The 25,640-nt window shown below is 74.3% G+C and carries 26 protein-coding genes; 14 read left to right on the top strand and 12 right to left on the bottom strand.

Annotation, left to right across the window (positions count from 1 at the left end):
• Positions 1-79: 79 nt before the first annotated feature.
• Entirely contained in the window at positions 80-1,300 is a 1,221-nt protein-coding gene (locus tag ACWGH1_RS11530) for an amidohydrolase family protein (RefSeq protein WP_453354166.1), read from the bottom strand.
• A gap of 143 nt (positions 1,301-1,443) precedes the next feature.
• Between ACWGH1_RS11530 and ACWGH1_RS11525 the strand changes: the two genes are divergently transcribed.
• The 4 genes from ACWGH1_RS11525 to ACWGH1_RS11510 all read left to right on the top strand — a co-directional run bounded on the left by ACWGH1_RS11525 (position 1,444) and on the right by ACWGH1_RS11510 (position 6,764).
• Positions 1,444-4,488 (top strand): BTAD domain-containing putative transcriptional regulator, encoded by a 3,045-nt coding sequence (locus ACWGH1_RS11525; RefSeq protein WP_453354167.1) that lies wholly within the window; start codon positions 1,444-1,446, stop codon positions 4,486-4,488.
• A 172-nt stretch (positions 4,489-4,660) separates the two neighbouring features.
• On the top strand, positions 4,661-4,852 hold the full coding sequence (locus ACWGH1_RS11520; protein ID WP_453354168.1) for a hypothetical protein: 192 nt from the start codon (positions 4,661-4,663) through the stop codon (positions 4,850-4,852).
• Positions 4,853-5,110: 258 nt separating this feature from the next.
• A complete protein-coding gene (locus tag ACWGH1_RS11515) occupies positions 5,111-6,007 on the top strand; it encodes a DUF4232 domain-containing protein (protein WP_453357004.1) in 897 nt (298 codons plus the stop codon).
• 31 nt (positions 6,008-6,038) lie between these two features.
• The gene (locus tag ACWGH1_RS11510; RefSeq protein ID WP_453357005.1) at positions 6,039-6,764 is read left to right on the top strand and encodes a class I SAM-dependent DNA methyltransferase; all 726 of its coding nucleotides are present in this window, start codon (positions 6,039-6,041) and stop codon (positions 6,762-6,764) included.
• Positions 6,765-6,797: 33 nt separating this feature from the next.
• Here the strand turns inward: ACWGH1_RS11510 and ACWGH1_RS11505 are convergent, their stop codons facing one another.
• Entirely contained in the window at positions 6,798-8,600 is a 1,803-nt protein-coding gene (locus tag ACWGH1_RS11505) for a FadD3 family acyl-CoA ligase (RefSeq protein WP_453408637.1), read from the bottom strand.
• Positions 8,601-8,694: 94 nt separating this feature from the next.
• Here ACWGH1_RS11505 and ACWGH1_RS11500 point away from each other — a divergent pair, with 94 nt between their 5' ends.
• The 3 genes from ACWGH1_RS11500 to ACWGH1_RS11490 are packed head-to-tail and all read left to right on the top strand — an operon-like array spanning position 8,695 to position 11,073.
• Positions 8,695-9,846 carry a lipid-transfer protein gene (locus ACWGH1_RS11500; protein WP_453351984.1) on the top strand — a complete coding sequence of 384 codons (1,152 nt, stop codon included), beginning with the start codon at positions 8,695-8,697 and terminating at the stop codon, positions 9,844-9,846.
• Between the two features lie 7 nt (positions 9,847-9,853).
• Complete coding sequence (locus ACWGH1_RS11495) at positions 9,854-10,300, top strand: Zn-ribbon domain-containing OB-fold protein (protein WP_453351983.1); 447 nt, start codon at positions 9,854-9,856, stop codon at positions 10,298-10,300.
• The gene (locus tag ACWGH1_RS11490) at positions 10,297-11,073 is read left to right on the top strand and encodes an enoyl-CoA hydratase/isomerase family protein (protein ID WP_453351982.1); all 777 of its coding nucleotides are present in this window, start codon (positions 10,297-10,299) and stop codon (positions 11,071-11,073) included. The genes ACWGH1_RS11495 and ACWGH1_RS11490 overlap by 4 nt, the downstream gene beginning before the upstream one ends.
• A 16-nt stretch (positions 11,074-11,089) precedes the next feature.
• On the opposite strand, the gene ACWGH1_RS11485 is transcribed toward ACWGH1_RS11490, so the two are convergent.
• Positions 11,090-11,572, bottom strand: a complete 483-nt coding sequence (locus tag ACWGH1_RS11485; RefSeq protein WP_453351981.1) for a hypothetical protein — start codon at positions 11,570-11,572, stop codon at positions 11,090-11,092.
• Between the two features lie 127 nt (positions 11,573-11,699).
• On the opposite strand from ACWGH1_RS11485, the gene ACWGH1_RS11480 reads away from it, so the two are divergent.
• On the top strand, positions 11,700-12,218 hold the full coding sequence (locus ACWGH1_RS11480; RefSeq protein WP_453351980.1) for a hypothetical protein: 519 nt from the start codon (positions 11,700-11,702) through the stop codon (positions 12,216-12,218).
• Between the two features lie 99 nt (positions 12,219-12,317).
• The gene (locus ACWGH1_RS11475; RefSeq protein ID WP_453351986.1) at positions 12,318-12,776 is read left to right on the top strand and encodes a GNAT family N-acetyltransferase; all 459 of its coding nucleotides are present in this window, start codon (positions 12,318-12,320) and stop codon (positions 12,774-12,776) included.
• Positions 12,777-12,785: 9 nt separating this feature from the next.
• Here ACWGH1_RS11475 and ACWGH1_RS11470 read toward each other — a convergent pair whose 3' ends face one another.
• Positions 12,786-13,274, bottom strand: coding sequence for a MarR family winged helix-turn-helix transcriptional regulator (locus ACWGH1_RS11470; protein WP_453351979.1), 489 nt, complete (start codon positions 13,272-13,274; stop codon positions 12,786-12,788).
• A 99-nt stretch (positions 13,275-13,373) separates the two neighbouring features.
• Here ACWGH1_RS11470 and ACWGH1_RS11465 point away from each other — a divergent pair, with 99 nt between their 5' ends.
• Complete coding sequence (locus ACWGH1_RS11465; protein ID WP_453351978.1) at positions 13,374-14,216, top strand: SDR family oxidoreductase; 843 nt, start codon at positions 13,374-13,376, stop codon at positions 14,214-14,216.
• A gap of 22 nt (positions 14,217-14,238) precedes the next feature.
• Positions 14,239-14,655, top strand: coding sequence for a MarR family winged helix-turn-helix transcriptional regulator (locus ACWGH1_RS11460; RefSeq protein ID WP_453351977.1), 417 nt, complete (start codon positions 14,239-14,241; stop codon positions 14,653-14,655).
• A 98-nt stretch (positions 14,656-14,753) separates the two neighbouring features.
• Here ACWGH1_RS11460 and ACWGH1_RS11455 read toward each other — a convergent pair whose 3' ends face one another.
• The 4 genes from ACWGH1_RS11455 to ACWGH1_RS11440 form a co-directional block, all read right to left on the bottom strand.
• Positions 14,754-15,068: a 4a-hydroxytetrahydrobiopterin dehydratase gene (locus tag ACWGH1_RS11455; RefSeq protein ID WP_453351976.1), complete on the bottom strand. Its 315-nt coding sequence runs from the start codon at positions 15,066-15,068 to the stop codon at positions 14,754-14,756.
• 187 nt (positions 15,069-15,255) lie between these two features.
• Positions 15,256-15,753, bottom strand: coding sequence for a peptidylprolyl isomerase (locus ACWGH1_RS11450; RefSeq protein WP_453351975.1), 498 nt, complete (start codon positions 15,751-15,753; stop codon positions 15,256-15,258).
• 54 nt (positions 15,754-15,807) lie between these two features.
• Positions 15,808-18,216: an outer membrane protein assembly factor BamB family protein gene (locus tag ACWGH1_RS11445; RefSeq protein ID WP_453351974.1), complete on the bottom strand. Its 2,409-nt coding sequence runs from the start codon at positions 18,214-18,216 to the stop codon at positions 15,808-15,810.
• Positions 18,217-18,331: 115 nt separating this feature from the next.
• Positions 18,332-19,144, bottom strand: a complete 813-nt coding sequence (locus tag ACWGH1_RS11440) for a VOC family protein (RefSeq protein ID WP_453351973.1) — start codon at positions 19,142-19,144, stop codon at positions 18,332-18,334.
• A gap of 319 nt (positions 19,145-19,463) precedes the next feature.
• Here ACWGH1_RS11440 and ACWGH1_RS11435 point away from each other — a divergent pair, with 319 nt between their 5' ends.
• On the top strand, positions 19,464-20,111 hold the full coding sequence (locus tag ACWGH1_RS11435) for a TetR family transcriptional regulator (RefSeq protein WP_453351972.1): 648 nt from the start codon (positions 19,464-19,466) through the stop codon (positions 20,109-20,111).
• A gap of 60 nt (positions 20,112-20,171) precedes the next feature.
• Here the strand turns inward: ACWGH1_RS11435 and ACWGH1_RS11430 are convergent, their stop codons facing one another.
• Complete coding sequence (locus ACWGH1_RS11430) at positions 20,172-20,648, bottom strand: nitroreductase family deazaflavin-dependent oxidoreductase (protein WP_453351971.1); 477 nt, start codon at positions 20,646-20,648, stop codon at positions 20,172-20,174.
• Positions 20,648-21,832: an acyl-CoA dehydrogenase family protein gene (locus ACWGH1_RS11425; protein WP_453351970.1), complete on the bottom strand. Its 1,185-nt coding sequence runs from the start codon at positions 21,830-21,832 to the stop codon at positions 20,648-20,650. Before ACWGH1_RS11425 ends, ACWGH1_RS11430 begins: the two co-directional genes overlap by 1 nt.
• Before the next feature lie 164 nt (positions 21,833-21,996).
• Between ACWGH1_RS11425 and ACWGH1_RS11420 the strand changes: the two genes are divergently transcribed.
• The gene (locus ACWGH1_RS11420) at positions 21,997-23,202 is read left to right on the top strand and encodes a thiolase C-terminal domain-containing protein (protein WP_453351969.1); all 1,206 of its coding nucleotides are present in this window, start codon (positions 21,997-21,999) and stop codon (positions 23,200-23,202) included.
• 15 nt (positions 23,203-23,217) lie between these two features.
• Here the strand turns inward: ACWGH1_RS11420 and ACWGH1_RS11415 are convergent, their stop codons facing one another.
• Entirely contained in the window at positions 23,218-23,709 is a 492-nt protein-coding gene (locus ACWGH1_RS11415) for a hypothetical protein (RefSeq protein WP_453351968.1), read from the bottom strand.
• A gap of 318 nt (positions 23,710-24,027) precedes the next feature.
• On the opposite strand from ACWGH1_RS11415, the gene ACWGH1_RS11410 reads away from it, so the two are divergent.
• Positions 24,028-24,702, top strand: a complete 675-nt coding sequence (locus ACWGH1_RS11410) for a pyridoxine/pyridoxamine 5'-phosphate oxidase (protein WP_453351967.1) — start codon at positions 24,028-24,030, stop codon at positions 24,700-24,702.
• Between the two features lie 25 nt (positions 24,703-24,727).
• On the opposite strand, the gene ACWGH1_RS11405 is transcribed toward ACWGH1_RS11410, so the two are convergent.
• Positions 24,728-25,510, bottom strand: coding sequence for an LppU/SCO3897 family protein (locus tag ACWGH1_RS11405; RefSeq protein WP_453351966.1), 783 nt, complete (start codon positions 25,508-25,510; stop codon positions 24,728-24,730).
• Positions 25,511-25,640: the final 130 nt, after the last annotated feature.

Raw genomic sequence — 25,640 nt, 5'->3', positions numbered from 1 at the left:
GGCGAGAGCACCACAACCAGACCACCACGGCCGGACCACCACGGCCGGGCACAGGCCAAGGAAGCCGCCCCCTACCCCCTCACCCCGCCGCCCACAGCCCCTCCGGCGTCAGCCCGAGCAGGTCGATGGCGTTGCCCCGGACGATGCGCTCCACCACATCGGGGGCGAGGTGGCCCATCTGGGCCTCGCCGACCTCGCGGGACTTCGGCCAGGTGGAGTCGGAGTGCGGGTAGTCCGTCTCGTAGAGGACGTTGCCCACGCCGATCGCGTCCAGGTTCCGCAGCCCGAACGCGTCGTCGAAGAAGCAGCCGAAGACGTGCTCCGCGAACAGCTCGGACGGCGGCCGGTGGACCTTGTCCGCCACCCCTCCCCAGCCCCGGTTCTCCTCCCACACCACGTTCGCGCGTTCCAGGATGTACGGGATCCACCCGATCTGGCCCTCCGCGTACATGATCCGCAGGTTCGGGAAGCGCTCGAACTTGCCGCTCATCAGCCAGTCGACCATCGAGAAGCAGCAGTTGGCGAAGGTGATGGTGGAACCGACGGCCGGCGGGGCGTCCGCCGAGGTGGACGGCATCCGCGACGAGGAGCCGATGTGCATGGCGATGACCGTGCCGGTCTCGTCGCAGGCCTGGAGGAAGGGGTCCCATTCGTCGGTGTGGACGGAGGGGAGCCCGAGGTGCGGGGGTATCTCCGAGAAGGCGACGGCCCGTACCCCGCGCCCGGCGTTGCGGCGGACCTCGGCGGCGGCCAGGCGGGCGTCCCAGAGCGGGACCAGGGTCAGCGGGATGAGGCGGCCGTGGGCGTCGGGGCCGCACCACTCCTCCACCATCCAGTCGTTGTACGCCCGTACGCCGAGCAGCCCCAGTTCACGGTCCGCGGCTTCGGTGAAGGTCTGGCCGCAAAAACGCGGAAAGGTCGGGAAGCAGAGCGCCGACTGGACGTGGTTGACGTCCATGTCGGCGAGCCGGTCGGGAACCGAGAAGGAGCCCGGGCGCATCTGCTCGTAGGTGATGACTTCCAGTTTGATCTCGTCGCGGTCGTATCCCACGGACGTGTCGAGGCGGGTGAGCGGCCGGTGCAGGTCTTCGTACACCCACCAGTCGCCGACGGGCCCGTCGTCGCCCTTGGCCCCCATGACGGGGGCGAACTTCCCACCGAGGAAGGTCATTTCCTTGAGCGGGGCGCGGACGACACGGGGTCCGGTGTCCCGGTACTTGGACGGGAGCCGGTCCCGCCAGACGTGAGGGGGCTCCACCGTGTGGTCGTCCACCGAGATGATCTTGGGGAAGGTCTCCATGGGGACTACGGTAGCGCTGATCTGACGGATCGTCAGCTGCTTGGGCGTCGGCCGGGAGGGGATCACTCCGCTGCGGGCTGACGGGTACGCGCAAGACAGGGCAGACTGGCCCTTACACCGACGGAAGGCAGGGGGGACGACAGATGGACGGCATACCGGCCATCCCGCACCAGCGGAACCACCCCGAGGCAGCCAGGAGCACTCCCACCACGGTGCCCACCACCGCCGACCCCGCCGCCACCGCCCCGAGCCCCGCCACCGTCCCCACCCCCGGGCCCCCCAACGGCAACCGCTTCGCCGTCCTCGGCACCGTCCGCGCCTGGCGCGGCGCCGAGTCGCTGCCCTCCGGCAGCCCCCAGCAGCGCGCCCTGCTCGCCGCGCTCCTGCTCCGCGACGGCCGCACCGCCACCGCGCCCGAACTCATCGACGCCATCTGGGGCGAGGAGCCGCCGCCACAGGCCCTCGCCACCATCCGTACCTACGCCTCCCGCCTGCGCAAGGTCCTCGATCCCGGGCTGCTCGTCACCGACGCCGGCGGCTACGCCGTCCGCCTGCGCCACGCGGCCGCCCTGGACCTCGGTGTGGCCCGCGCCCTCGCGGCCGACGCCGACAAGGCCCGCGCCGCCGGGGACCGGGTCCTCGCCCGTACGCTGCTCGCCCGCGCCCTGGACCTGTGGGACGGCGAACCCCTCGCCGGCGTCCCCGGCCCGCACGCCGAGACCGAGCGCACCCGCCTCTGCGAGTGGCACCTCCAGCTGCTGGAGACCCGCCTCGACCTGGACCTGGAGGTCGGCCACCACGCCGAGGCCGTCTCCGAGCTCACCGCCCTCACCGCCGCGCACCCCCTGCGCGAGCGGCTGCGCGAGCTGCTGATGCTGGCCCTGTACCGCAGCGGCCGCCAGGCCGAGGCGCTCGCCGTCTACGCCGACACCCGCCGCCTCCTCGCGGACGAACTGGGTGTCGACCCCCGCCCCGAGCTCTCCGCGCTCCAGCAGCGCATCCTGCGCGCCGACGCCGAGCTCGCCCGGGCCGAGGACCCGGCCCCGGCCGCCGCCCCGGTAGCCGTCAGGCCCGCCCAACTCCCGGCCACGGTGCCCGATTTCACCGGTCGCGCCCCCTTCGTCAGCGAGCTCGGCACCATTCTGTCCGGCGCCGAGGGCCAGGTCATGGCCGTCTCCGCGCTCGCCGGGATCGGCGGCGTCGGCAAGACCACCCTCGCCGTGCACGTCGCGCACGCCGCCCGGCCGCACTTCCCCGACGGCCAGCTCTACGTCGACCTCCAGGGCACCGAGCCCCGCCCCGCCGAGCCCGTCGCCGTCCTCGGGTCCTTCCTGCGGGCGCTCGGCACGCCCGACACCGCCATCCCCGACACCGCCGCCGAACGGGCCGCGCTGTACCGCTCCACCCTCGACGGCCGCCGCGTGCTGGTCCTGCTCGACAATGCCCGCGACGCCGCCCAGGTGCGTCCGCTGCTCCCGGGCACGCCGGGCTGCGCCGCCCTGGTGACCAGCCGGGTCCGCATGTCGGGTCTCGCCGGCGCCCACCTCGTCGACCTGGACGTGATGAGCCCCGACGAGGCACTCCAGCTCTTCACCCGCATCGTGGGGGCCGAGCGGGTCGGCGCCGAGCGCCAGGCCGCCCTCGACGTGGTCGGGGCCTGCGGGTTCCTGCCGCTCGCCATCCGGATCGCCGCCTCCCGGCTCGCCGCCCGCCGCACCTGGACGGTGTCCGTCCTCGCCGCGAAGCTCGCCGACGAACGCCGCCGCCTGGACGAGCTCCAGGCGGGCGACCTGGCCGTCAAGGCCACCTTCGAGCTGGGCTACGGCCAGCTGGAGCCCGCCCAGCAGCGGGCGTTCCGGCTCCTCGGGCTCGCGGACGGCCCCGACATCTCCCTGCCAGCGGCCGCCGCCGTCCTCGACCTGCCCGAGCACGACACCGAGGACCTCCTCGAAGCCCTGGTCGACTGTTCCCTGCTCGAATCCGCCGCGCCCGGCCGCTACCGCTTCCACGACCTCGTACGCCTCTACGCGCGCGCCTGCGCCGACCGCGACGAGCAGCCCGAGGACGGCCGCACCGCGGCCCTCGACCGGCTCCTCGACTTCTACCTGGCCACCGCCGCCGGGGTGTACGCGCTGGAGCGCCCCGGCGACCGGCTGCCCGCGCACATGTCGGCCACCCGCCACCCGGGCCTCGCCTTCACCGAGGCCCGCGCCGCCCTGGACTGGCTGTTCGCCGAGGCGGACCCGCTGCTGGCGTGCGTACGGCAGTCCTCCGTACGCGGCGCCGAGCGGCGCGACGTGCTGCGCCGGGCGGTGGACCTGCTGTGGGCGGCGAAGGACCTCACCGAGTCCGGGGCCAACTCCAAGCAGTACGAGTCCGCCGCCCGCGCGCTGTGCGAGACGGCGCGCGCCGTGCGCGACCCGCACGCCGAGGGCCGGGCCCGCACCACGCTGACGATGGTCCACCTGGTGGCGGGCCGCTTCGCCGAGGCCGACGACGAGGCCCGCCAGGCGACGGCCCTGGCCCGGGAGGCGGACGATCCGCTGCCCAGCTGCTGGGCCCCCAACGACCGCGGGATCATCGCGCTCTACCAGGGCCGGCACGCCGACGGCGAGCGGTTCCTGCTGGAGGCGATCACGAACTTCCGGGCCGACGGCAACTTCGTCGGCGAGGCCAGCGCGCTGTGCAACCTCTCCCGGATCCACGTCGGACTCGGGCGCCTGAGCAGTGCCATAGACCTCGCACAGCAGGGCATCGCGATCTACGACCGGATGGGCCTGACCCTGCGCCTGGCCAACGGCCGGTACGCGCTGGGCATCGCCCTCACCCAGGCGGGCCGGCTCGGGGAGGCGCTGGAGCAGCTCGGCGAGGCGCTGTCGCTCTTCCACGAGAACCGGCAGCCGCTGTGGGAGGGCGTGACGCACTTCCGGCTCGCCGAGGCCCATCTGGCGGCCGACCGGCCCAGCTTGGCCGCCTCGCACGCCGAGCAGGCCATCGCGCTGCGCGGCATCGGCGGCGAGTGGCGCCGGGCGACGGTGCTGACGGTGCTGGGGAAGGCCCTGGTGCGGCTGGGGCAGCGGGACCGGGCGCGGGTGTGCTGGCGGGACGCGGAGAGCGTGTTCGCGCAACTGGGTTCGGCGGAGCTGGCCGAAGTACGTACGTTGCTCGCTTCACAGCTGGCGGCCTGACCTGCGCGGCAGCCCGTTGAACGAGACGTTCATCGTTCGTTTATCGCCGCCCGCCATCATGGATACATCGGCTCGGCGCGTCGGGGGGCTCGCGGGTCGACTGGAGGACTACCCGTTCGGCGGTCCACGGGGGAATCGCCGAACGGGCCCGACTCATCCATCAGGAGATCCGATGACGACGAACGAGAACGCCCTGCCGAACGACGGTGACATCAAGCCGCTCGACAACCACGCATCGGGCATCGAGATCAAGCCGCTCGACAACCATGCCTCGGGCGGTACGCCGCTGCCCGGGCAGGAAGAAAAGGCTCCGGACGCGGACATCGTGACGCTGGACAACCACGCGTCCGTACCGCGCCCGTAGCGGAGGCGAGCACGGCAGGTACGGGACAAGCGTACGGGGGAGACGTACCGGCACGTACGGGGGACGTACGGGGGAAGAGCCCACGGGATGCGTACGGGGGGATGCGTACGGGGGAACCGGGGGCTCGGTACGGGGGACGGCGGCCGCGGTGGCCTTGGGGGGACCACCGCGGCCGCCGCACGTCGTTGTGACGGCCCTGTGACCGGAAGCATGGCCTCCGTCACAGCTGCGGGCACCCGTTCCTGATCTGCTGGGGCGATGCGCCCCGCCACCCCCGCCGCCCTGTGCGCCGTCCTCGCCACCACCGTGCTCCTGACCGGATGCGGAACGCGGAACGCCGCCTCCGGACCGGCCGGCGGCTCCGCCCCGCCGAGCTGCAGCCCCACCGCGACCGCGCGCCCGCCCGCCTGGGCGGAGCACGACGGCGTGAGCCTCATCGGCCCGGAGTGCGGCCCCTCCCCGGCTGCGGGCGCCGCCTTCCGGGTCACCAACACCGGCGCGGAAGCCCTCACCTACACCATCACCTTCACGATCCTGAACGGCTCCGGCCCGGCCACGGAAGACGTCCGGCAGACCGTGGCGTCCGTCGGCCCCGGTCAGAGCGTCACCCGCACCGTCGAGCGGACGGACACCGCGCCCGGTTCCGGAGCCCGGCCACGGGTGCGGGTCTCCAAGGTCCGGGCCGTTCCGGCCGCCGAGGCACCCGCCCCGGCCGGCAGCTGCCCGCCCTCCGGGATCCGGGTGACCGCCGACGAGGGCGACGCCGCCATGGGACTGCGCGTCGTGGGACTGCACCTGACCTACTGCGGCGCCGGCACGTACGAGCTCGCCGGCTACCCCGAGCTGCGGCTGTTGGACGAGAGCCGCTCACCCGTGACCGGCGTCGACGTCCTGCACGGCACCGCGGAGATCGCCACGGGCATCGGTCCGGACGCACCGCCCGCGCCGTTGACCCTGCGGCCGGGCGAGTCGGCTTCGGCCTCCCTGGCCTGGCGCAACACCACCGGCTCGGGCGACGCGGTGAACGCCCCGTACGCCAGGGTGACGGCGAAGCCCGGCGCGCCGGCCGTGACCGTGACACCGGAACTCGACCTCGGCACCACGGGCCGGCTCGGCGTCAGCGCCTGGCGGAAGGACGGTGCGCGCACACCGTGAGACCGGCGGGGAACGCGTCTAGGCTGGCTGGGTGTTCACCTCCCAGGGGCCGACCCTCCGCGAACTGGCCGTGCAGGCGCTGTCCTCCGTCGAGCGCGGCTACGACCTGCTCGCCCCGAAGTTCGACGGGACGCCGTTCCGCACCCCGGACCGGATGCTCGACGCGGTCGAGGAGACCCTGGCCGAGCACGAGGGGTCCTTCGGCGCCGGGCTGGACCTGTGCTGCGGCACCGGCGCGGCCCTGCCGCTGCTGCGGCGGCTGTGCCGGGACCGGGTCACCGGGGTGGACCTCAGCGCCGGCATGCTCCGGCAGGCCGCCCGGGGCCTCCCGGACGGGGCCGACCTCGTACGGGCCGACGCGCTGGCGCTGCCGGAGGCGCTCACGGACTCGTACGACCTGGCGGTGAGCTTCGGGGCGTTCGGCCACTTCCTGCCGGCCGAGCGGCCCGCCCTGTTCTCGGGCGTGCACCGGGCGCTGCGCCCCGGCGGCGTGTTCGCCTTCCCGATCGGGGCGCCGATCCCGCCGACGTCCGCGCTGTGGTGGGCGGTGACCGGCTTCGACGCGGCGATGCGGGTCCGCAACGCGGTGTGGCGGCCGCCGTTCGTCATGTACTACCGCTCCTTCCCGTGGGGGCCGGTCCGGGCCGATCTGCGCGCGGCGGGCTTCACGGTGGGGACGGTCCCGGTGGAGCACTTCGGCCGCCGGCCCGACGGGGCCCCGCGCTGGCGGCTGGTGCTGGCCCGCAAGCCCGTGTGAGCCGCACCCGCCGCACCGGGTGCCCGAGCCGCGTCAGCCCCGGGTGCGCAGCTCCCGCTTGAGGACCTTGCCGCTCGCGTTGCGCGGCAGCTCGGTGACGAACTCCACCGTGCGCGGCACCTTGTAGTTGGCCATCTCCCGCCGGGACCAGGCGATCAGGTCGTCGGCGGTGAGCGTGGCGCCGGGGCGCCGGACCGCGTACGCCTTGCCGACCTCGCCGAGGCGCGCGTCGGGTACGCCGACGACGGCGACGTCCGCGATGTCCGGGTGCAGCCCGAGGAGCTGCTCGATCTCGGCGGGGTACGCGTTGAACCCGCCCACGATGAACATGTCCTTGATCCGGTCGGTGATGCGCAGGTTCCCGGCCGGGTCGAGGACGCCGACGTCTCCGGTGCGCAGCCAGCCGTCCGGGGTGATGGCGCGCCGCGTCTCGTGCGGGTCCTCGAAGTAGCCCCGCATGACGTGGTGGCCGCGTACCCACACCTCGCCCGGGGTGCCCGCCGGTGCGGGGGCGCCGCTGTCCTCGGCTATCCGTACCTCGGTGCCGGGGATGGCGCGCCCGGAGGTGGCGGCGATGGTTTCGGGCGGGTCACCGCGGCGGCACATGGTGACGATGCCGCCGGCCTCGGAGAGCCCGTAGGCGGTCAGCACGGTGGATATGTGCAGTTCCCCGCGCAGCCGCTCGACGAGCTGCAGCGGGACGACGGCCGCGCCGGTGACGACCAGGCGCAGCGCGGACAGGTCGTGGTGGTCGCGCTGGGGGTGGTCGAGGAGGGACTGGTGGAGGGTGGGCGGGCCGGGGAGGACGGAGATCCGTTCGGCGGCGACGTTCGCGAGGACGGTGTCGACGTTGAAGACTGGCTGGGGGACCATCGTCGCCCCGCGCATCAGGCAGGCGATGATCCCGGCCTTGTAGCCGAAGGTGTGGAAGAAGGGGTTCACGATCAGGTAGCGGTCGCCTTCGCGCAGGCCGGCGAGCTCGCTCCACACGTCGTAGCAGCGCAGCGTCTGGGCGTGGGTGATGACGGCGCCCTTGGGGCTGCCGGTGGTGCCGGAGGTGAAGATGATGTCGGAGGGTGCGTCGGCACGGAGGGAGTCGGCGCGCTCGCGGACGGCTGCGGCCGGTACGGGGTCGCCGCCGACGAGGAAGTCCTTCCAGGTGCGGAAGGCCTCGGGGGCGTCTTCCGCGAGGACGACGACCTGTTCGAGGTGGGGGAGGCCGGGCAGCGGGCCGCTGCCGTGGCCTTCGGCGGCGGCGCGGCGCAGGGAGGCGACGTACGAGGTGCCGAGGAAGGTGCCGGTGATGAACAGGAGCCGGGCCCGGCTGCGCTGGAGTACGTACGCGGCTTCGGCTCCTTTGAAACGGGTGTTGAGGGGGACGAGCACCGCGCCGGCGCAGACGGCGCCGAGGGCGGAGACGATCCAGTCGAGGCTGTTGGGCGCCCAGACGGCGACCCGGTCGCCGGGCTCGATCCCGGCGGCGAGGCAGCCGGCCGCGGCGCGTTCGACGCGTTCGCCGAGCTGGGCGTAGCTGATGCGGACCCGGCCGTCGGCGACGGCCTCACGGTCCCGGTAGCGGGCGGCGGCGTCGCGCACAAGACCCGCGATGGTGCCCCAGCGCAGGTCGCCGCGGGGGTCGACGGCGTCGGCGATCGCGGCGGCGACGGCCGTGGCACCGGCGGTGATCCCGTCCGGGGTGCCGGCCGTCGCGTCCTGCGTGATCCCGGCCGGGCCTTCGCCGCCGGTCCGACCGCCGTCCCGGCGCTGCCCGGGCACGGCGTCGGCCCGCTGCCGCCGCCGGCCGACGCCACCGTCCTCGTGCTGCTCCTCGCCCATTGCGCGTCGCCCTCCACGGTGCCGCTAGCTGACTATCCGTCAGATTAGCTGTAGCCTTCGCGGCTGTCAGCACTGGCGCGCACCGGAGGTGGCGATGGCGGCAACGCTCAAGGACGCTACGGCAATCGTCGGCATCGGCCAGACCGCCTTTGCCAAACGACTGCCGGGCAGCGAAAAGGAATTGGCCTGCCGCGCGGTCCTCGCGGCGCTCGCCGACGCGGGCATCGAACCGGCCGAGGTGGACGCCTTCGCCTCCTACACGATGGAGGAGACCGACGAGGTCGAGGTCGCCAAGTCCATCGGCGCCGGCGACGTCACCTTCTTCTCCAAGGTCGGCTACGGCGGCGGCGGCTCCTGCGCCACGGTCGGCCACCTCGCCGCCGCCGTCGCCACCGGCCAGGCCTCCGTCGGGGTCGCCTGGCGCTCGCGCAAGCGCGGCTCGGGGCCGCGCCCCTGGAAGAACACAGCCGTGCAGCTGCCCACACCCGGCCAGTGGACCCGCCCGTTCGGGCTGCTGCGCCCGGCCGACGAGATAGGCCTGCTGGCCCGGCGCTACATGCACGAGTACGGGGCCACCCGCGACCACCTCTTCAACGTGGCGATGGCCTGCCGCAACCGGGCCAACGAGAACCCCGCCGCGGTGATGTACGAGCGGCCGCTGACCCGCGAAATGTACATGACCTCGCGCATGATCAGCGAGCCGCTCTGCCTCTTCGACAACTGTCTGGAGACGGACGGGGCGCTGGCCTGCGTCATCGTCTCCGCCGAGCGGGCGCGGGACTGCCGCCACAAGCCGGTCTACGTCCACTCGGTCGCGCAGGGCCTGCCCGCGCAGCACCACGGGATGGTCAACTACTGGAACGACGACCCGCTGTCCGGTCCGGCGTGGACGGCCGCCCGGCACCTGTGGAAGCAGGCGGACTTCGGGCCCGGGGACGTCGACGTCGCCCAGATCTACGACGCGTTCACCCCGCTGATCCCGCTGTCCCTGGAGGGCTACGGATTCTGCGGGCGCGGCGAGGGGGCGGCCTTCACCGAGGGCGGTGCGCTGGAGATGGGCGGCCGGCTGCCGATCAACACCGGTGGCGGCGGCCTGTCGGAGGCGTACGTGCACGGCTTCAACCTGATCAACGAGGGCGTCAAGCAGCTGCGCGGCATCTCCACCGCCCAGGTGCCGGACGCCGCGACGTGCCTGGTGACGGCGGGCGAGGGTGTCCCCACGTCCGCGATCCTGCTGAGGAGCTGACCCGACCATGACCGCGCCCGCCGAAAGCCTCCTCCTCCCGGTCCCGGACGAGGACGGCGCCCCGTTCTGGGAGTACGCCGCCCGGGGCGAACTCCGCGTCCAGGCCTGCGCCGACTGCGGCAGGCTCCGCTTCCCGCCGCGGCCGTGCTGTCCGCACTGCGGGTCGTTCGGCTCCGAGTGGCGGCTGATGAGCGGCCGGGGCCGGATCTGGTCGTACGTACGGCCACACCCGCCGCTGCTGCCCGCCTACGCGGCGCAGGCCCCGTACAACGTCATCCTCGTGGAGCTGGCGGAGGCCCCGCTGATCCGCCTGGCCGGGAACCTCGTCACCTCGGCGGACGCCCCGCTGGACTCCGTGGATCCGGCCCGGCTGCGGATCGGGGCGCGGGTGCAGGTGGTGTTCACCGAGACGGGCGGGATGAGCGTGCCGCGCTGGGTCCTGGAGCGGCCGTGACGGTACGGGTGGAGCGGGACCGGGCGGCCGGGGTCGCGGTCGTCACCCTGGACCGGGAGCGCAAGCACAATGCGATCGACCTCGCGACGGCCGCCGAACTGGCCGCCGTCTGGCAGGGGTTGCGCTACGACGACGACGTACGGGCGGTGGTGCTGACGGGCGCGGGGACGGCCGCGTTCTGCACGGGCATCGACCGGGACGTCTCGGTGCCGCAGCCCGCGTCCCCGTACTCGGCCGACGACCCGCTGCTGGCCGTCGGGCCGAAGGCCAACGACCTGTGGAAGCCGGTGGTCGCGGCCGTCAACGGCATGGCGTGCGGCGGGGCGTTCTACCTGCTGGGCGAGTCGGAGTTCATCGTCGCGTCCTCGTCCGCGACGTTCTTCGACCCGCACACCACGTACGGGATGGTCAGCGCGTACGAGGCGGTGTACATGGCCCAGCGCATGCCGTTCGGGGAGGTGGCCCGGATGTCCCTGATGGGGACGGCCGAGCGGCTCTCGGCGCGCCGGGCGTACGAGACCGGTCTGGTCTCGGAGCTGGCCGAGCCCGGGGAGCTGCCGGCGGCCGCCCTGCGGTCGGCGCGGACCCTGGCGGGCTTCCCGACGGCGGCGGTGCAGGGCACGGTCCGGGCCCTGTGGTCGGCCAAGCGGGCGGCCCTGCGCCAAGCCCTGGACGAGGCGCCGGCCCTGATCGCGCTCGGCAACCTGCCCCCGGCCGAACAGGCGGCCCTCTTCACCGGCCGCCGCGCGTCGCCGGAGCCGCGCGTCCGGTAGGCGGGCGCTCGGCCGGTCAGCCGGCGGCGACGGGGCCGAGCCGGCAGTTCGTGACCCCGCCGGCCTTCGCGGGGTTGCCGAGCGGAACCTCGACCGTGCGGGTCTCGCCCTTCTTGAGCGTGACCCGGGCGGAGGTGCGCTCGACGGTCCCGGTCGCGCCTTCGAAGGTGAGCGGGATCTGGACGGTGCGCTCCGTGCTCGCGAGGGAGGTGACCCTGACGGTGGCCTTCGGCGTACCGGGACCGGCGCAGGTGACGACCTCGGCGCGGGCGGGTGCGCCGGTGCCGGTGGGACTGGGGCCGGCCGTCGACCGGCTGCCGCTCGTCCTGTTGCGGTTGCTGTTGGTGGTGCTGTTGTAGCTGCTGCTCTTGTGGCTCGTGGAGCCGGAGCCGGAGCAGCCGCCCCCGCCCCTGCTCTTGTGGCCGGACGAGAACCCGGTGAGCGCGAGCACCACCCCCACGAGCACCGCTCCGAACCTGATGCGCCGTCCGACCGTCATGACCGGCTCCCTCCCCCTGGGCAACGGCGCGCCACGCTACCAGGCCCCCCGACGGCCCACCCGGGGTGCGGGCGCCGCGGGCCGCACGTAGCGTCGGGACCAAGATCCCCACCTCGGAGGGCCGGGCATGATCCGCAACGTACTCGGCTCGATCCTCGGCCTGATCGGGGCCGCGGTCGCCGTCTGGAGTCCCTTCCGTGCCTGGTACGACGGCCGACACGGGCGCGACTACCGCCTGGTGGAACTCTTCTCCCCGAGCGGGATCACCGGGGCGAAAGCCGCCCTGTTCACCGGGCTGTTGCTGCCGTTCTGCGTCGCGGCGCTGCTGGCCGTCGTCGCGATCGTGCTGTGCTCGCGCGCCCTGATGGCGCTCGCGGGGGTCGTGGTCCTCGGCTTCGCCTTGCTGTGGATGGTCCGGCAGGGCCAAGCCTTGGGAGGCATCTCCGTCGGCGGCGCCCGGGGCGTCGGCGCGGGCGTCGCGAGCGCGTTCGGCGCCGGCGCGCTGCTCCTCCTGGCGGCGGCCGTCATGCGCGGCCGCCCCCGCCGCCGCCTCCGTGACCGCGATCTCCCGCCCACCACCCGGGCTCCGACCTCCCCCACCCGCCACGACGAGCCGTGGCCCCCGGCGCCGCCCGACCGCCCTTAGGCTCGTGCCGTGAGCGACAGCACAGACGGCACGAACGCCGACGGCGTACACATACGGATCAGGCCGGGCGGCCCGGCCGACGCGCCGGCGGTACTGGACATGCTCGACTCCGCGGTGGCCTGGATGAACGCCCGCGGCAACACCGAGCAGTGGGGCACGGTCCCCTATTCGCGGCGGCCCGGCGGGGCCGATCGGGTCGAGCGGTACACGACCGAGAACCTCCCCTTCGTCGCGGAGTGGGACGGCGTACCCGCCGGAGCCCTGGTACTGGATTCGGGACCGAGCCCGCAGCTGCCCATCGCGCCGGCCGGGGAACCCGAGCGGTACGTCCGCCTGCTGGTCGGCGACCGGCGGTACGCGGGCCTGGGGATCGGGGCGGCGCTGCTGGAGCGCGCCGCCGAGGAGACCTGGCGGGCCGGAGCCGGGCTGCTGCGGGTCGACTGCTGGGCGGGCGGCGATGGCGCGCTGGTCGCCTACTACGAGCGCAACGGCTTCACCCCCACCGACCGCTTCCGGTCCGGCACCTGGCCGGGCCGGGTCCTGGCCCGGCGGGTCTGAGCCGGCCCGTCAGCCGTCCGCGGCCGGGGCGCGGTGGCGGAGCTCCGCCAGGGCGCCGGCGTACTTGAGCATCAGGCGGGCGAAGTCGAGGCGCTCGTCCTCGGACCAGTCGGCGGTGATGTACTCGTACGCCGAGCGCTGGTGGCGGCGGAAGCGGGCCATCAGTTCGTGGCCGGCCTCGCTGAGGTGGAGCACCGTGCGGCGGCCGTCGTGCTGGGAGGCGCCGCGCACGAGGTAGCCGGCCTTGATGTTGTCGCTGACCATGCGGCTGGCGACCGAGGGGTCCACGCCGAGCAGTTCGGCCACTCCCCCGACGGTGATCTCCCGGTCCGGCTGCCCGGTGGCTTCCAGTACGTGGTTCAGGACGATGGTGCGGCTCAGGTCCTTCGCCGAGATCGGGTTCTCGACCTCCAGCAGTGAGGTGCGGCGCAGCTTGGAGAACGCCGGCCCGACGGCGTCCAGCAGTTCGTCGGCCGTCATCGTCTCGGGGTTCGCCATGGCCCGAGGATACCTCCGTGAAACCGCGCAGGCATGTGTTGACGCGAAAACGTGTGCGTGCAAGCATGCATATGTTTACTCTCACAGACAAGGCTTCTCATGACCACTCTCGTCACCGGCGCCCGCGGCGCCGTCGCCCGGGCCGTCACCGGTCTCCTGCACTCCGCCGGCCACTCCGTCCGCGCCGCCAGCGCCCGGCCCGCCGAGCTCACCGTGCCGCCCGGCGTGGAGAGCGCCGAGCTGGTCCTGGACCGGCCCGGGACCTTCGCCGCCGCGCTGGCCGGCGTCCGCCGGGTGTTCCTCTACCCCGAGCCGGCCGGTATCCCCGCGTTCGCCGAGGCCGCCGCGGCCGCGGGCGTCGAGCACGTCGTACTGCTGTCGTCCGCCTCCGTCCTGGAACCCGGCGCGGAGGACGACCCGCTGGCCTCGCACAGCCTCCGGGTCGAACGGGCCCTCGCCGGCGCCCCCTTCACCGTGACCCTGCTGCGTCCCGACGCCTTCGCCTCCAACGCCCTCGGCTGGGCCCGCTTCATCGCCCTGGGCGTACCGGTCCCGCTCGCCTACCCGCAGGCGCGCACCGCGCCGGTCCACCCCGCCGACATCGCCGACATCGCCGTCGGCGCGCTGACCGGTGACGGCCTGGCGGGCCGCGCGCTCACCCTCACCGGAGGCGAGTCGCTGACCTTCCGGGAGCAGCTCGCGATCATCGCCGGCGCCATCGGGCGACCCGTTGCCGTAGCGGAGATCACCCGCGAGGAGGCCGAGCAGCAGTTGGCCCGCCACATGCCCTCCGAGATGGCCGGCTCACTCCTCGGCCTGTGGGCCCGCGCCACGGTCACGCCGGTGCCGATCGCCGACACCACGGCCTCCCTCCTCGCCGCCCCGCCGCGCACCTTCGCCCAGTGGGCCCGCGAGAACGCCGCAGCCTTCGCCCCCCGGTGACCACCCGGAACGGAGACCCGCCATGCAGGACACGGACAGGCCCATCGGCTACTGGCTGGCACGCACCGACCAGGCCCTCACCGCCCATATGGACGCCATCCTGACCGATGCCGGCCTCACCCGCCTGACCTGGCAGGTCCTCAACGCGGTCGGAGAGGATCCCGCGACCGATCGCGCGGTACGGGACCTCCTCGCCGCCAACGCGGCGGCGCCGGCCCTGACGGCGGCGGTCGAGGCCCTCCTCGCCACGGACCGGCTCACCCGCCCGGCCCCCGGCACCCTGGCCCTCACCGACGCCGGACGCACCTGTCGCGCCGAGGCTGCCGTACGCGTCGACGCCTTCCGGGCGCTCGCGAAGCAGGGCATCTCCCCCCACGAATACACCACCGCCGTCAGCGTCCTCGCCCGCATGGCCCGCAACCTCACGCCGGCCGCGTGACCTGGGGGCCGGCCGGGTCCTGGCCCGGCGGGTCTGCGCCGGCCCGTGGGCCCGCGAGAACGCCGCAGCCTTCGCCGCCCGGTGACCGCGCGCGGCGTTCAGTCGAGGGGCAGTGCCCGGTGCGCGGCCACGATCGCGTCGATGCGGCGGGCCAGGTCGAAGTCCGCCGCGGTCAGCCGGTTGCCGGTGCCGGGCGTGGTGATCGACGCGCGCAGGTGGTCGATGCGCAGGTCGAGGTCCGCGTGGTGGCGCACGCGCCGGGACCGGTCGGCGATCGTCACGATCGCCGCGACCGCCGCGTGGTACGGGATCTCGTAGGTCCGGGTGATCACGTCGCCGTCCTGCTCCCACCCGGGCAGCTCCGCCAGGCCTTCGGCGATCTCCTCGTGCGTCAGCGGCTTCGGTACGCCCATGTCGGCTCCCCTCGGTCACAGGCGCCGGGACCCGGCGGGCCCGGCCTGCCGGGGCATCGTGCCACGGCCTCAAGCCCCGCCGCACGGTGTCCGGTTCACCGGTCTGGCGCACTCCGGCCGGGCCCGGACATGGCGGCGGCCCCGGTCCCCCGGAGGGGGCGGGGCCGGCCGGCCGGAGCGGGAGGGGTCAGGCGGCGTCGACGACGCCCGAGGCCGCGATCTCGATCTTGGCCGAGGTGCGGCCGGACTGGGAGCCCAGGGACTCGATCTTCTTGACCAGGTCCGAGCCCTCGACGACCTCGCCGAAGACGACGTGCTTGCCGTCGAGCCACGGGGTGGCGATCGTGGTGATGAAGAACTGCGAGCCGTTGGTGTTCTTGCCGGCGTTCGCCATGGACAGCAGGAACGGCCGGTCGTGCTTCAGCTGGAAGTTCTCGTCGGCGAACTTCTCGCCGTAGATGCTCTTCCCGCCGGTGCCGTTCTGGTTGGTGAAGTCACCGCCCTGGAGCATGAACTCGGGGATGACGCGGTGGAAGGGCGAACCGGCGTAGCCGAAGCCGTGCTGCCCGGTGGCCAGCTCGCGGAAGTTCTGGGCCGTCTTCGGGACGACGTCGTCGAAGAGGTTGAAGACGACGCGGCCCGCGGACTCGCCGTTGATGTTGATGTCGAAGTAGACGTTGCTCATGGGGTCCATCCTGTCACTCCCGGTGCGGCGCGCGACCCAGGGGCCCGGCCGCGCTCATCCGCCCGTCCGGGTGCCCGTCCCCTTCGCCGCATCCAGCGCGTACACGCAGCGGTCCTTGCTGCACGCGTAGACCACGCCCGACTCGGCCACCGGGGCGCCGGTGATCTCGCCGCCCGTGGCCAGCTTCCAGCGCAGCTGGCCGCCCGCCGCGTCCAGGGTGTACAGACAGTGGTCCGCCGAGCCGAAGTGCACGCGGCCGTCCGCGACGGCCGGCGAGCCGGTGATCTCCCCGCCCGCCGCGAACCGCCACTTCGGGGTGCCGGTGACCGCGTCGAGCGTGTACAGGGCGCTGCCCGCGCCCAGGTGGACGTTGCCGGCCGCCACCAGGACCGGGTCCGGCGAGGGCCGCGACTCCGTCGCGATGCGCCAGCGGTCCTTGCCGGTCACCGCGTCCAGGGCGTAGACGGTGCCCAGGTAGTCGACGAGGTACACGCCGCCGCCCGTCACCGCCGCGCCCGGGGCGTAGGCCGGGGGCGCCAGGAAGACCGCCGGGGCCTCGAAGTGCCAGCGCACCCGCCCCGAGGCCCGGTCGACGGACAGGACGCGGGTGCCGGCCGCGACGTAGACGTTGCCGTCCGGCGCCGGGGTGACCCGTACCGGGACGTTCCCGCAGGACGCCGCGTCGCCGACCGGGTACGACCAGGCCTCCAGGCCGGAGCGGGCGTCCAGGGCGCGCAGCCGGGCGTCCTGCCACACGTACACGGTGCCGTCGTGCAGGACGGGCGCCGCCTCCGGGGTCTCGAAGTCGGACTGCGCGCCGCTGAGCTCCCACAGCTTCTGGCCGTTGGCGGCCTCCCAGCCCTGGACGCCGCCGCCGCGCGTGGCGGTGATGACGGTGCCCCGCTCGGCGCGCAGCGCGTACACCCACGCCTCGGTGGCCAGCCGCCACCGCTCGGAGCCGTCGGAGGCGTCGAGGGCGTACAGGGAGGGGCCGTCGGAGGCGTGGATGCGGCCGTCCGCGACGGCCATGGACCAGGCGACGTCCCGCGTCTTGAACTGGCGGCGGCCGCTGCCGACGTCCAGGGCGTGCACCTCGAAGGAGGTGACGTAGAGCAGGTCGCCCGCGACGGTGGGGGTGCCCCAGACCTCGTTGGACATGCGGAAGCGCCAGGGCCGCCAGCGGCCGCTGTCGGGCGAGGGGCCGGTCGGGCCCGCGGCGGACGCCGCCGACGACTGGTGCGGCACGGCGGGGACGGCCTCGGCGGACGCGCCGCCCGGCGGGCGGATCCAGCCCGTCGCCAGGTCGGCCCCGGCGGCGGCGGGCGCGGCGGCCGTCGCGCGCGGCCCGGGCCCGATCGGCACCGGCGAGGCGCCGATCCGCACGGGCTCGCCCGAGGGCACCGGGGAGCCGCCCGGCGGGTGGGGCGGGAGCGGCGGGGCGGCCTGGCCGGTGCGCGGGTCCACCCAGGACTCGGCGCCCTCGCGGCGCGGCCGGTGCGTGGCGGGGCCCGACGGCGGACCCTGGACGCCGCGCGGCTTGCGGGCGGGAGCGGGGACCACCGCGGTACGCAGTCCCGCGCGCCGGGCCTCGATCATGGCGACGGCCTGGCCGGGCAGCCAGGCCGAAGCGGTGCCGCTGTCGTCGCCGCCGTCGAAGAGGTGCGGGGCCAGCTGCGCCTGGAGGTCGGCCGGGGTGGGGCGGCGGGTGGCGTCCGTCTGCATGCAGGAGTCGATGAGGGGCCGCAGCTCGTCGGGGAGCCCCTCCAGGTTCGGGCCCTCGCGCAGCAGCATGAACACCGTCTCGACCGGGTTGGCCCCGTGGTAGGGCGGGTGTCCGGTGGCGGCGAAGACGAGCGTCGAGCCGAGCGAGAAGACGTCGCTGGCACCCTTGACGCTGCGCGAGTCCTTCGCCTGCTCGGGCGACATGTAGGCGGGGGTGCCGACGGCGACGTTCGTCATGGTCAGGCGGGTGTTGGAGACCCCGCTCGCGATGCCGAAGTCGATGACGCGCGGGCCGTCCTCCACGACGAGCACGTTGGACGGCTTCAGGTCGCGGTGGACGAGGCCGGCGCCGTGGATGGACTGGAGGGCTTCGGCGATGCCGGCCGCGAGCCACCGCACGGCCTGCACGGGCATGGGCCCGCACTCGTTGACGATCTCCTCCAGCGAGGGCGCGGGCACGTACGCGGTCGCCAGCCACGGCACCGCGGCCCGCGGGTCGGCGTCGACCACGGCCGCGGTGTAGAAGCCGGAGACGGCGCGCGCCGCCTCCACCTCGCGGGTGAAGCGCACACGGAACAGCTGGTCCTCGGCGAGTTCGGTGCGCACCGTCTTGATCGCGACGCGCCGTCCGGATGCCGACCGCGCGAGGTAGACCAGCCCCATGCCGCCGGCGCCGAGCCGTCCCAGCACCTCGAAGGGGCCGATCCGTCTCGGGTCGTGCTGCGTCAGCTGCTCCACCACTCGCCTCCACACCTCCCCGTACGGGCCGTCCGGCCCACGCCGGGCCCGCCCGCAGCGCGCGTCCACCGGCGCGCACGCCCGATTCTGTCAGGCCCGCGCCTGGTCCGGCCCCGGGTCAGGGCCGGGTTTCGCCGCCGGCTTTGGTCCGGGGCTCCGAGAGCACCCCGAACACCGCCCCCTGATTGTCGGCGACGACGGCGATGCGGCCGTACGGGGTGTCCACGGGATCGGCGGTGACCCGGCCGCCGAGGCGCCGTGCGGTGGCCACGGTCTGGTCGCAGTCGGGGACGGCGAAGTAGGCGAGGAAGTGCGACGGCATGATTTCCGGGAACGCGTCGGTGATGACGCTGCGCCCCATGACGGCGGTGGCGGAGCCGGGGGCGCTGCCGGGCGGGGACCAGACGCGGTACTCGATGCCGGAGGCGGGGTCGTCCTGGTCCTCGGGGACGTAGCCGAAGACCTTGGCGTAGAACACGTCGACGGCGTCCCGGGCCCGGGTGTAGACCTCCGACCAGCGGTACGTGTACGGCTCGCCCTGCGCTTCGAAGCCGTGGTGGGTGCCGGGCTGCCAGAGACCGAAGACCGCGCCGCCGGGGTCGGCGGCCATCGCGGCCGTGCCGTAGGGGCCCACGGGCTGCGGGTCCATCACCAGCTGGCCGCCGGCGGCGCGGATGCGGGCGGCGCACGCGTACGCGTCGACGGTGTAGAGGTAGATCCCCCAGACGGTCGGCATGCGCCCGTCGGGTTTGGGGGCGAGGGCGGCGACGTTGCGGCCGCGGCTGTAGGCCTGGGTGTAGTGCCCGTACTCGGCGCCCGCGCTGTCGCCGAAGGTCCACCCGAAGAGCTCACCGTAGAAGCGCTTTCCCGCCTCGACGTCCGGGAGCGAGGCGTCGACCCAGCAGGGGGAGCCTTCCGCGAATGCCGTCATGGGCCCGGTTCCTTCCGTCGTGCGGGGGTATGCCCCCCTTCGTCCGCCCTGCGCCTCCCAGCCATGATGGGTCCGAAAACTTGTCCACAGCCTGTTGACAAGACTATTCGGGGGATTACGACCCGATACGGGTGGGGGCGGTGACGGCCCGCGACGGCGGCGGTGGCGGCGCGGGCGGCGGGCCGGAACGAGCGCCGAGAACGGCCGAAATGCATCGGGTGGCCGGGGCTGCGGGCGCTGTGGCCCAGGTCGGCGGCCGGTTGACCCCATTTGCAGGCGGCCGAATAGCGCGCCGATCACCCCTCGGTAAGCTGACGGCATGACAGGACAAGTACGCACCGTCGACGGGCGTGTCGCCGGCCGGCGCGGCCAGGCGACGCGGCAGAAGCTGCTCGACTGCCTCGGCGAGATGCTCAGCTCCTCGCCGTACCGCGACGTCAAGGTGATCGACGTCGCGCGCAAGGCCGGTACCTCCCCCGCGACCTTCTACCAGTACTTCCCGGACGTCGAAGGTGCCGTCCTGGAGATCGCCGAGGAAATGGCCACGGAGGGCGCCCAGTTGACCGCGCTCGTCGAGGGCCGCAACTGGGTCGGCAAGGCGGGCTGGGCCGCGGCCGAGGAACTGGTCGAGGGCTTCCTGGACTTCTGGCGCCGCAACGACGCGATCCTGCGGGTGGTCGACCTCGGCGCGGCCGAGGGAGACAAGCGGTTCTACAAGATCCGCATGAAGATCCTGAACTCCGTCACCAACTCCCTCACGGAGTCGATGAAGGACCTCCAGACCAAGGGCAAGGTCGACAAGGACGTCAGCCCGGCCGCGATGGCCGGTTCGCTGGTCGCGATGCTGGCCGCGGTCGCCTCGCACCAGAAGGGGTTCCAGACCTGGGGCGTCAAGCAGGCCGAACTCAAGCCGAACCTGGCGCTCCTCGTCCACCTGGGCATCACCGGCAAGAAGCCGACCAGGTAACGGCGGATCCCGGACCCCACCCGGGGGTCCAGGTCCGCCGCGTGGCCTGCCGCACCGCGATCAGCGGCGCTCCAGGCGGAACAGCCGGATCTCACGCTCGATGCGCGCCTGGTACGTCGCGTACGGCGGCCAGAACGCCAAGGCCTCCCGCCAGGCCGCCGCGCGCTCCTCGCCCTGGAGCAGCCGGGCCCGGACGGCGATGTCCTTGCCGTGCCAACTCACCTGCGCGTCGGGGTGTTTGAGCAGGTTGGCGGTCCAGGCCGGGTGGCCGGGGCGGCCGAAGTTGGAGCCGATCAGCAGCCAGCTCGCGCCGTCGTCCAGCGGCATGCAGGCGAGCGGCGTGGTGCGCGGCTCACCCGTTCTGGCGCCCTTGGCGGTGAGGATCACCCCGGGGAGCATCTGCGCGCTGAGGATGACCTTGCCCCGGGTGAGCTTGTGCACCGCCTTGTCCATGGCGGGGATGACGTGCGGTGCGATCTTGGCGAACAGCAGGGTCGAGGAGACCTTCTGCATCAGGCGGACACCGACGGCTGCCATCAGACGGCCATCCCCTCTCGGATCGCCGGGAAGAGCCCGGCGCGCTGCGCGGCGTGCGCCCGCAACCGGTGGGCCGGGCCGAAGAGCAGCTCGTCGGCCGCGGCCCGCTTGAAGTAGAGGTGCGCGTCGTGCTCCCAGGTGAAGCCGATGCCGCCGTGCAGCTGGATGGCCTCCCCGGCCGTCAGCCGCAGCGCCTCCAGCGCCTGGGCGAGGGCGAGGCCGCCCTGGTCGGGGTCCCAGGCGGCGTAGTACGCGGCGGAGCGGGCCGCCTGGACCTGGACGTAGAGGTCCGCGAGCCGGTGCTTGACCGCCTGGAAGGAGCCGACCGCGCGGCCGAACTGCTCGCGCTGGGTCACGTACTCCACCGTGCGGGCCAAGGCCTGGCCGGCCGCGCCGACCGCCTCGGCGGCGAGGACGGTGGCGACGGTGCGGCCGGTCGCCGCGAGCGCCCCGGGCACGTCGCCGTCGCCGCCGCCCAGGAGTTCGGCTTCCACGTCGCGCAGCTGGATACGGCCCTGCGGCCGGGTCTCGTCGAGGGTGGCCTGCCGGGTCCGGACCAGGCCGGGCGCATCCTGCCGTACGAGGAACAGCAGGGTGCGGCTGCGGGCGAAGCCGCCGGTGTGCGCGGCGACCAGGAGCAGCCCGGCGCCGTGCCCGTCCAGCACCTGGGCGGCCTCCCCGTACAGCCGCCAGCCGCCGTCCGGGCCGCCACGGGCCTGCACCCCGCCGGCACGGCCGCCCCCGGACCAGTCGCCGGGGGTGTTGGCGCCGGTCAGCGCGAGGGCGGTGGCCAGGGCCGGCCCGGGTACGGCGAGTGCGGCGGTCAGGGTCCCGGCGGCGAGCGGGGGCAGCAGCGCCGAGCGCTGGACGGGCGTCCCGAGGGCGCCGATCAGCGGTGCGACGAGCCCGGCGGTGGCCAGCAGCGGGGAGGGCAGCAGTACGCGCCCGGTCTCCTCGCAGGCCAGGGCCAGGTCGGCGGGCGTGCAGCCGACCCCGCCGTACTCCTCGGCGAGGGCGATGCCCGGCAGGCCGAGCTGCCGGGAGAGCTGCTGCCACAGCTCGCGGTCGTATCCGGCGGCGGTCCGGACGGCGGCCTTGACCTCATCCGGGCCGCAGCGTTTGCCCAGGACCTCGCGCAGGGTGCGGCGCATCTCGTCCTGCTCCGCGGTGAAGGCGGCATCCATCGTCGGGCTCCTCCCGGGGGCACCTCCCAGCGGTGGCTGGGCACATCTGACGGGGCGTCATGTTAGGGCGGCCGGCCGCGGATGCCCAGGGCCTGTCACCGTCGAAGTCGGCGCGGCGGAACGCGGCCTAGCGCCTGACGGTATGTCAGATATACCGTCGCCCCATGCCTGGACCCCTCTCCGCCGGACCCCCCTCCGCCGCCTCCTCACCCCGCCGCAGGGTCGCGGTCGTCGGCGTCGCGCTCTCGGACTGCGGCCGGGTGGACGGACCCACCCCCTACGCCCTGCACGCCCAAGCCGCCCGCCGGGCGCTCGCCGACTCGGGCCTGGACCGCTCCGTCATCGACGGCCTGGCCTCGGCCGGGCTCGGCACCCTGGCCCCCGTCGAGGTGGCGGAGTACCTGGGTCTGCGCCCCACCTGGGTCGACTCCACCTCCGTCGGCGGCTCCACCTGGGAGGTCATGGCGGCCCACGCCGCCGACGCCATCGCCGCCGGCCACGCCAACGCCGTGCTGCTGGTCTACGGCTCCACCGCCCGCGCCGACATCAAGGCCCGGCGGCGCACCTCGAACCTGTCCTTCGGGGCGCGGGGCCCGCTCCAGTTCGAGGTCCCGTACGGCCACACCCTCGTCGCGAAGTACGCGATGGCCGCGCGCCGCCACATGCACGAGTACGGCACCACGGCGGAGCAGCTCGCCGCGGTCGCCGTCCAGGCCCGGGCGAACGCCGCGACCAACCCGGACGCGATGTACCGCGACCCGATCACGGTGGACGACGTGCTGTCCGCCGAGATGATCGCGGACCCCTTCACGAAGCTGCACTGCTGCATCCGCTCGGACGGCGGCTGCGCCGTGCTGCTCGCGGCGGAGGACTTCGTACCGGACACCGCGAAGGCGCCCGTGTGGATCCTGGGCTCGGGCACCTCCGTCTCCCACACCACCATGTCGGAGTGGCAGGACTTCACCGTCTCCCCGGCCGCGGTCTCGGGCCGGCTCGCCTTCGAGCGGGCGGGGCTGACCCCGGCGGACGTGGACCTGGCGGAGATCTACGACGCCTTCACGTACATGACGCTGGTGACCCTGGAGGACCTCGGCTTCTGCGCGAAGGGCGACGGCGGGGCCTTCGTGGAGAAGGGCCGCCTGCTGCGGGACGGCGAGCTGCCGGTCAACACCGACGGCGGCGGCCTCTCGGCCTGCCACCCGGGAATGCGGGGGCTGTTCCTGCTGGTGGAGGCGGTCCGCCAGCTCCGCGGCGAGGCCGGCCCGGGCCGCCAGGTCACGAAGCGGGACGGCCGGCTGCCCGAGGTGGCACTGGCCTCGGGCACGGGCGGCTGGTTCTGCTCCTCGGGGACGGTACTGCTGGGGCGGTAGGGGGTGTCCGGCGGCTCAGTAGTTCCAGCGGGACCGACTGCCGTCCGGTCGGCAATGGATGAGGCGGCCGTTCGCGCCGTGCGTCTCACGGCCGACGTCGGCCTTGCGGCAGAACTGGCCCGCCTTGTAGCAGTTGCCCGCGTCGGAGACGATCTCGCAGGAGGTCTCCGCGGCGGGCGTCGCCTCGCGAGTCGGCTCCGGGGCCGGGTCCTGGGTCGTGGGCTTCGCCGCGGGCCGCGTCGTCGGTTCGGCGGAGGGTGTCGCTACGGCGACGGTCGCCGGGGCCGAGGCCGAAGCCGAAGCCGTGGCCGAGGGGCCGGGCAGCGGCGTGGCCGAGGGCGGTGCGGAGGCGACCGCCGACGGTGTGGCCGGCGCCAGTGACCGGGCCGGGGCGCTCCCGGTATCGGGCCCGCAGGCTACGGCCACCCCTGCCAGCAGCAGCGTCGTCAACGCCCGCCGCAGCACCGCCCCGGTACGTCCCCCGCGTCTGGCGCCCGTGTCGTCCATCGGTACCCCCACACCTAGCCGTTTGACGAGGGCACATCATACGAACGCCGGCCCCGTGCCGGAGGCGCTTTCCACCGATCCCTGGTCCGCCGGCCCGTGAGGTGCGGCCACGGGCGGAGCCCGGGCGCGCCGCCGCTGCCGGGGACCAGCCCCGGACCCGTCCGGGCGGGGCCCGGGGAACGGGGGAAGGGCGGGGAGGGGACGGCTCCGCGCAGTGGACAACTGCGGCGCCGCTGCCCGGGACCGGCCCCCGGAACCCTCGCCTCAATCACCCAGGGGGCTGGAGTCGCCCGGGCCGGGATGGTGTTCCATGGGTCCATGACCAGCGAGACCGGCGGCGACGACTTCCACCGCACCCTGCACTCCCTGCGCGTCTGGGACGCCCCGCTCCCCTCCTTCGCCCCCCAGGCGGCGCCGCCCGCGCCCTTGCCGCTGTTCCGCGAGTGGTTCGTCCACGCCGCCCGCGCCGGGCAGCCCGAGCCGCACACGATGAGCCTCGCGACCGTCGACGACGAAGGGCGCCCCGACGTACGCACGCTGATGCTGCACGACGCCGACGCGCAGGGCTGGCACTTCGCCTCGCACGCCACCAGCGCCAAGGGCCGCCAACTGGCCGGTCGGCCCGAGGCGGCGCTCGGCTTCTACTGGCCCGCCGTCGCCCGGCAGGTCCGCATCCGCGGACACGTCACCGCCTGCGGCGCACGGGAGAGCCGCGAGGACCTGGCCGTGCGCTCGCGCGGGGCGCTGGCCGCGGCCCTGACCGGCCGCCAGAGCGAGGTGCTGGGCTCCCTGACCGAGCTCGCCGAGGCCTCGGCCGCGGCCTGGGCCCGGGCCGGCGCCGACCCCGAGGCCGCGGCGCCGACGTGGACGCGGTACGTGCTGGCGCCCGTGGAGGTCGAGTTCTTCCAGGGCGACGCGGCCCGCCGCCACGTCCGCCTCCACTACCGGCGCGACCCCGCCGGGGCCTGGACGCGCACCCTGCTGTGGCCGTGAGGGCCGGCGCCGCCCGGCCCGCGCCTCAGCCGTGCGAGTACGAGCCGAGGCCGACCAGGCAGTACACGTACTCGTTGATCGGCGCCCCGTTGAGGGTGTAGCGGTACGAGAACGCGTACTCCGTGCGCGGCGTGTCGTCGCAGCGGTGCAGGTCCGAGGTGAACCCGAAGCGCTGGATCACCTTGTAGTGCGCGTCCGACGCCGAGCAGGAGACCTCCTCCACGTTCTCGACGCTCTGCGCGGTCGTCGAGTCCGGCAGCTGCCCGTTGAGGCAGGTACCCGTGTCGAAGGGGCTCGGATCCGCCGTGGTGGGGGCGGAGGAGGGGTACGGGACGGAACCCGCACCGCCGCTCGTGCCGGAGGTGTACGAGGTCCCGGTCGGCAGCGGCGCCGGCGAATAGGAGCTGTACGTCGGAGTCGGCGACGAAGAGGACGAGGACGAGGACGAAGACGCGGTGTGCTTGTCGTCGTCGCCGCTGTTCACCACGACCGCACCGATGATCACTGCCGCGACGACACCGACCACCGCCAGGCAACCGCCCACGCCGGACGAAGACTTGGGCTGCTGCGGTTGCGCCGGCCCGGGCACGGCCGCGGACGCAACGGTCGGTTGCCCCGCCGCCGCCCCCGCCACCCGGATCCGCAGCAGCACCTCGCCGTCGCCCACGCGGGCCCGTACGAGCTCGCCGTCCCGGCACCCGGCCGGGATCCGCAGTCGCGCGTCCCCGCCGGGAAGCGACACCGGCAGGATCACGCCGTAAGCGGCCTGCTCGGGGGTGATCGTGAGGGGGATCTCCTGCGAGGACACCGGCTGCTCCGAGGGGTGAGGTGGTACGGACCTTTCTGCCGCCGTCCCAGGATCGCCGGGCCCCGCCCGGGGACGCAGCCGTTCCGCCCGACCGGTGCGGGTCTGTGACATACGGCGCGCACTGCCACCG

Source organism: Streptomyces sp. NPDC054883, from assembly GCF_053610645.1.
Note: the sequence above shows the minus strand (reverse complement) of the source record. Positions and strands in the feature narration are given on the sequence as shown.

What these genes read in the sequence shown, in the direction of transcription:
- ACWGH1_RS11530 (WP_453354166.1), bottom strand. Translation starts at nt 1,300, where the DNA reads ATGGAGACCTTCCCCAAGATCATCTCGGTGGACGACCACACGGTGGAG.
- ACWGH1_RS11505 (WP_453408637.1), bottom strand. Translation starts at nt 8,600, where the DNA reads ATGGGCGAGGAGCAGCACGAGGACGGTGGCGTCGGCCGGCGGCGGCAG.
- ACWGH1_RS11440 (WP_453351973.1), bottom strand. Translation starts at nt 19,144, where the DNA reads ATGACGGCATTCGCGGAAGGCTCCCCCTGCTGGGTCGACGCCTCGCTC.
- ACWGH1_RS11500 (WP_453351984.1), top strand. Translation starts at nt 8,695, where the DNA reads ATGGCGGCAACGCTCAAGGACGCTACGGCAATCGTCGGCATCGGCCAG.
- ACWGH1_RS11520 (WP_453354168.1), top strand. Translation starts at nt 4,661, where the DNA reads ATGACGACGAACGAGAACGCCCTGCCGAACGACGGTGACATCAAGCCG.
- ACWGH1_RS11495 (WP_453351983.1), top strand. Translation starts at nt 9,854, where the DNA reads ATGACCGCGCCCGCCGAAAGCCTCCTCCTCCCGGTCCCGGACGAGGAC.
- ACWGH1_RS11450 (WP_453351975.1), bottom strand. Translation starts at nt 15,753, where the DNA reads ATGAGCAACGTCTACTTCGACATCAACATCAACGGCGAGTCCGCGGGC.
- ACWGH1_RS11480 (WP_453351980.1), top strand. Translation starts at nt 11,700, where the DNA reads ATGATCCGCAACGTACTCGGCTCGATCCTCGGCCTGATCGGGGCCGCG.
- ACWGH1_RS11455 (WP_453351976.1), bottom strand. Translation starts at nt 15,068, where the DNA reads ATGGGCGTACCGAAGCCGCTGACGCACGAGGAGATCGCCGAAGGCCTG.
- ACWGH1_RS11515 (WP_453357004.1), top strand. Translation starts at nt 5,111, where the DNA reads ATGCGCCCCGCCACCCCCGCCGCCCTGTGCGCCGTCCTCGCCACCACC.
- ACWGH1_RS11460 (WP_453351977.1), top strand. Translation starts at nt 14,239, where the DNA reads ATGCAGGACACGGACAGGCCCATCGGCTACTGGCTGGCACGCACCGAC.
- ACWGH1_RS11425 (WP_453351970.1), bottom strand. Translation starts at nt 21,832, where the DNA reads ATGGATGCCGCCTTCACCGCGGAGCAGGACGAGATGCGCCGCACCCTG.
- ACWGH1_RS11475 (WP_453351986.1), top strand. Translation starts at nt 12,318, where the DNA reads ATGCTCGACTCCGCGGTGGCCTGGATGAACGCCCGCGGCAACACCGAG.
- ACWGH1_RS11525 (WP_453354167.1), top strand. Translation starts at nt 1,444, where the DNA reads ATGGACGGCATACCGGCCATCCCGCACCAGCGGAACCACCCCGAGGCA.
- ACWGH1_RS11435 (WP_453351972.1), top strand. Translation starts at nt 19,464, where the DNA reads ATGACAGGACAAGTACGCACCGTCGACGGGCGTGTCGCCGGCCGGCGC.
- ACWGH1_RS11415 (WP_453351968.1), bottom strand. Translation starts at nt 23,709, where the DNA reads ATGGACGACACGGGCGCCAGACGCGGGGGACGTACCGGGGCGGTGCTG.
- ACWGH1_RS11470 (WP_453351979.1), bottom strand. Translation starts at nt 13,274, where the DNA reads ATGGCGAACCCCGAGACGATGACGGCCGACGAACTGCTGGACGCCGTC.
- ACWGH1_RS11420 (WP_453351969.1), top strand. Translation starts at nt 21,997, where the DNA reads ATGCCTGGACCCCTCTCCGCCGGACCCCCCTCCGCCGCCTCCTCACCC.
- ACWGH1_RS11430 (WP_453351971.1), bottom strand. Translation starts at nt 20,648, where the DNA reads ATGGCAGCCGTCGGTGTCCGCCTGATGCAGAAGGTCTCCTCGACCCTG.
- ACWGH1_RS11485 (WP_453351981.1), bottom strand. Translation starts at nt 11,572, where the DNA reads ATGACGGTCGGACGGCGCATCAGGTTCGGAGCGGTGCTCGTGGGGGTG.
- ACWGH1_RS11410 (WP_453351967.1), top strand. Translation starts at nt 24,028, where the DNA reads ATGACCAGCGAGACCGGCGGCGACGACTTCCACCGCACCCTGCACTCC.
- ACWGH1_RS11465 (WP_453351978.1), top strand. Translation starts at nt 13,374, where the DNA reads ATGACCACTCTCGTCACCGGCGCCCGCGGCGCCGTCGCCCGGGCCGTC.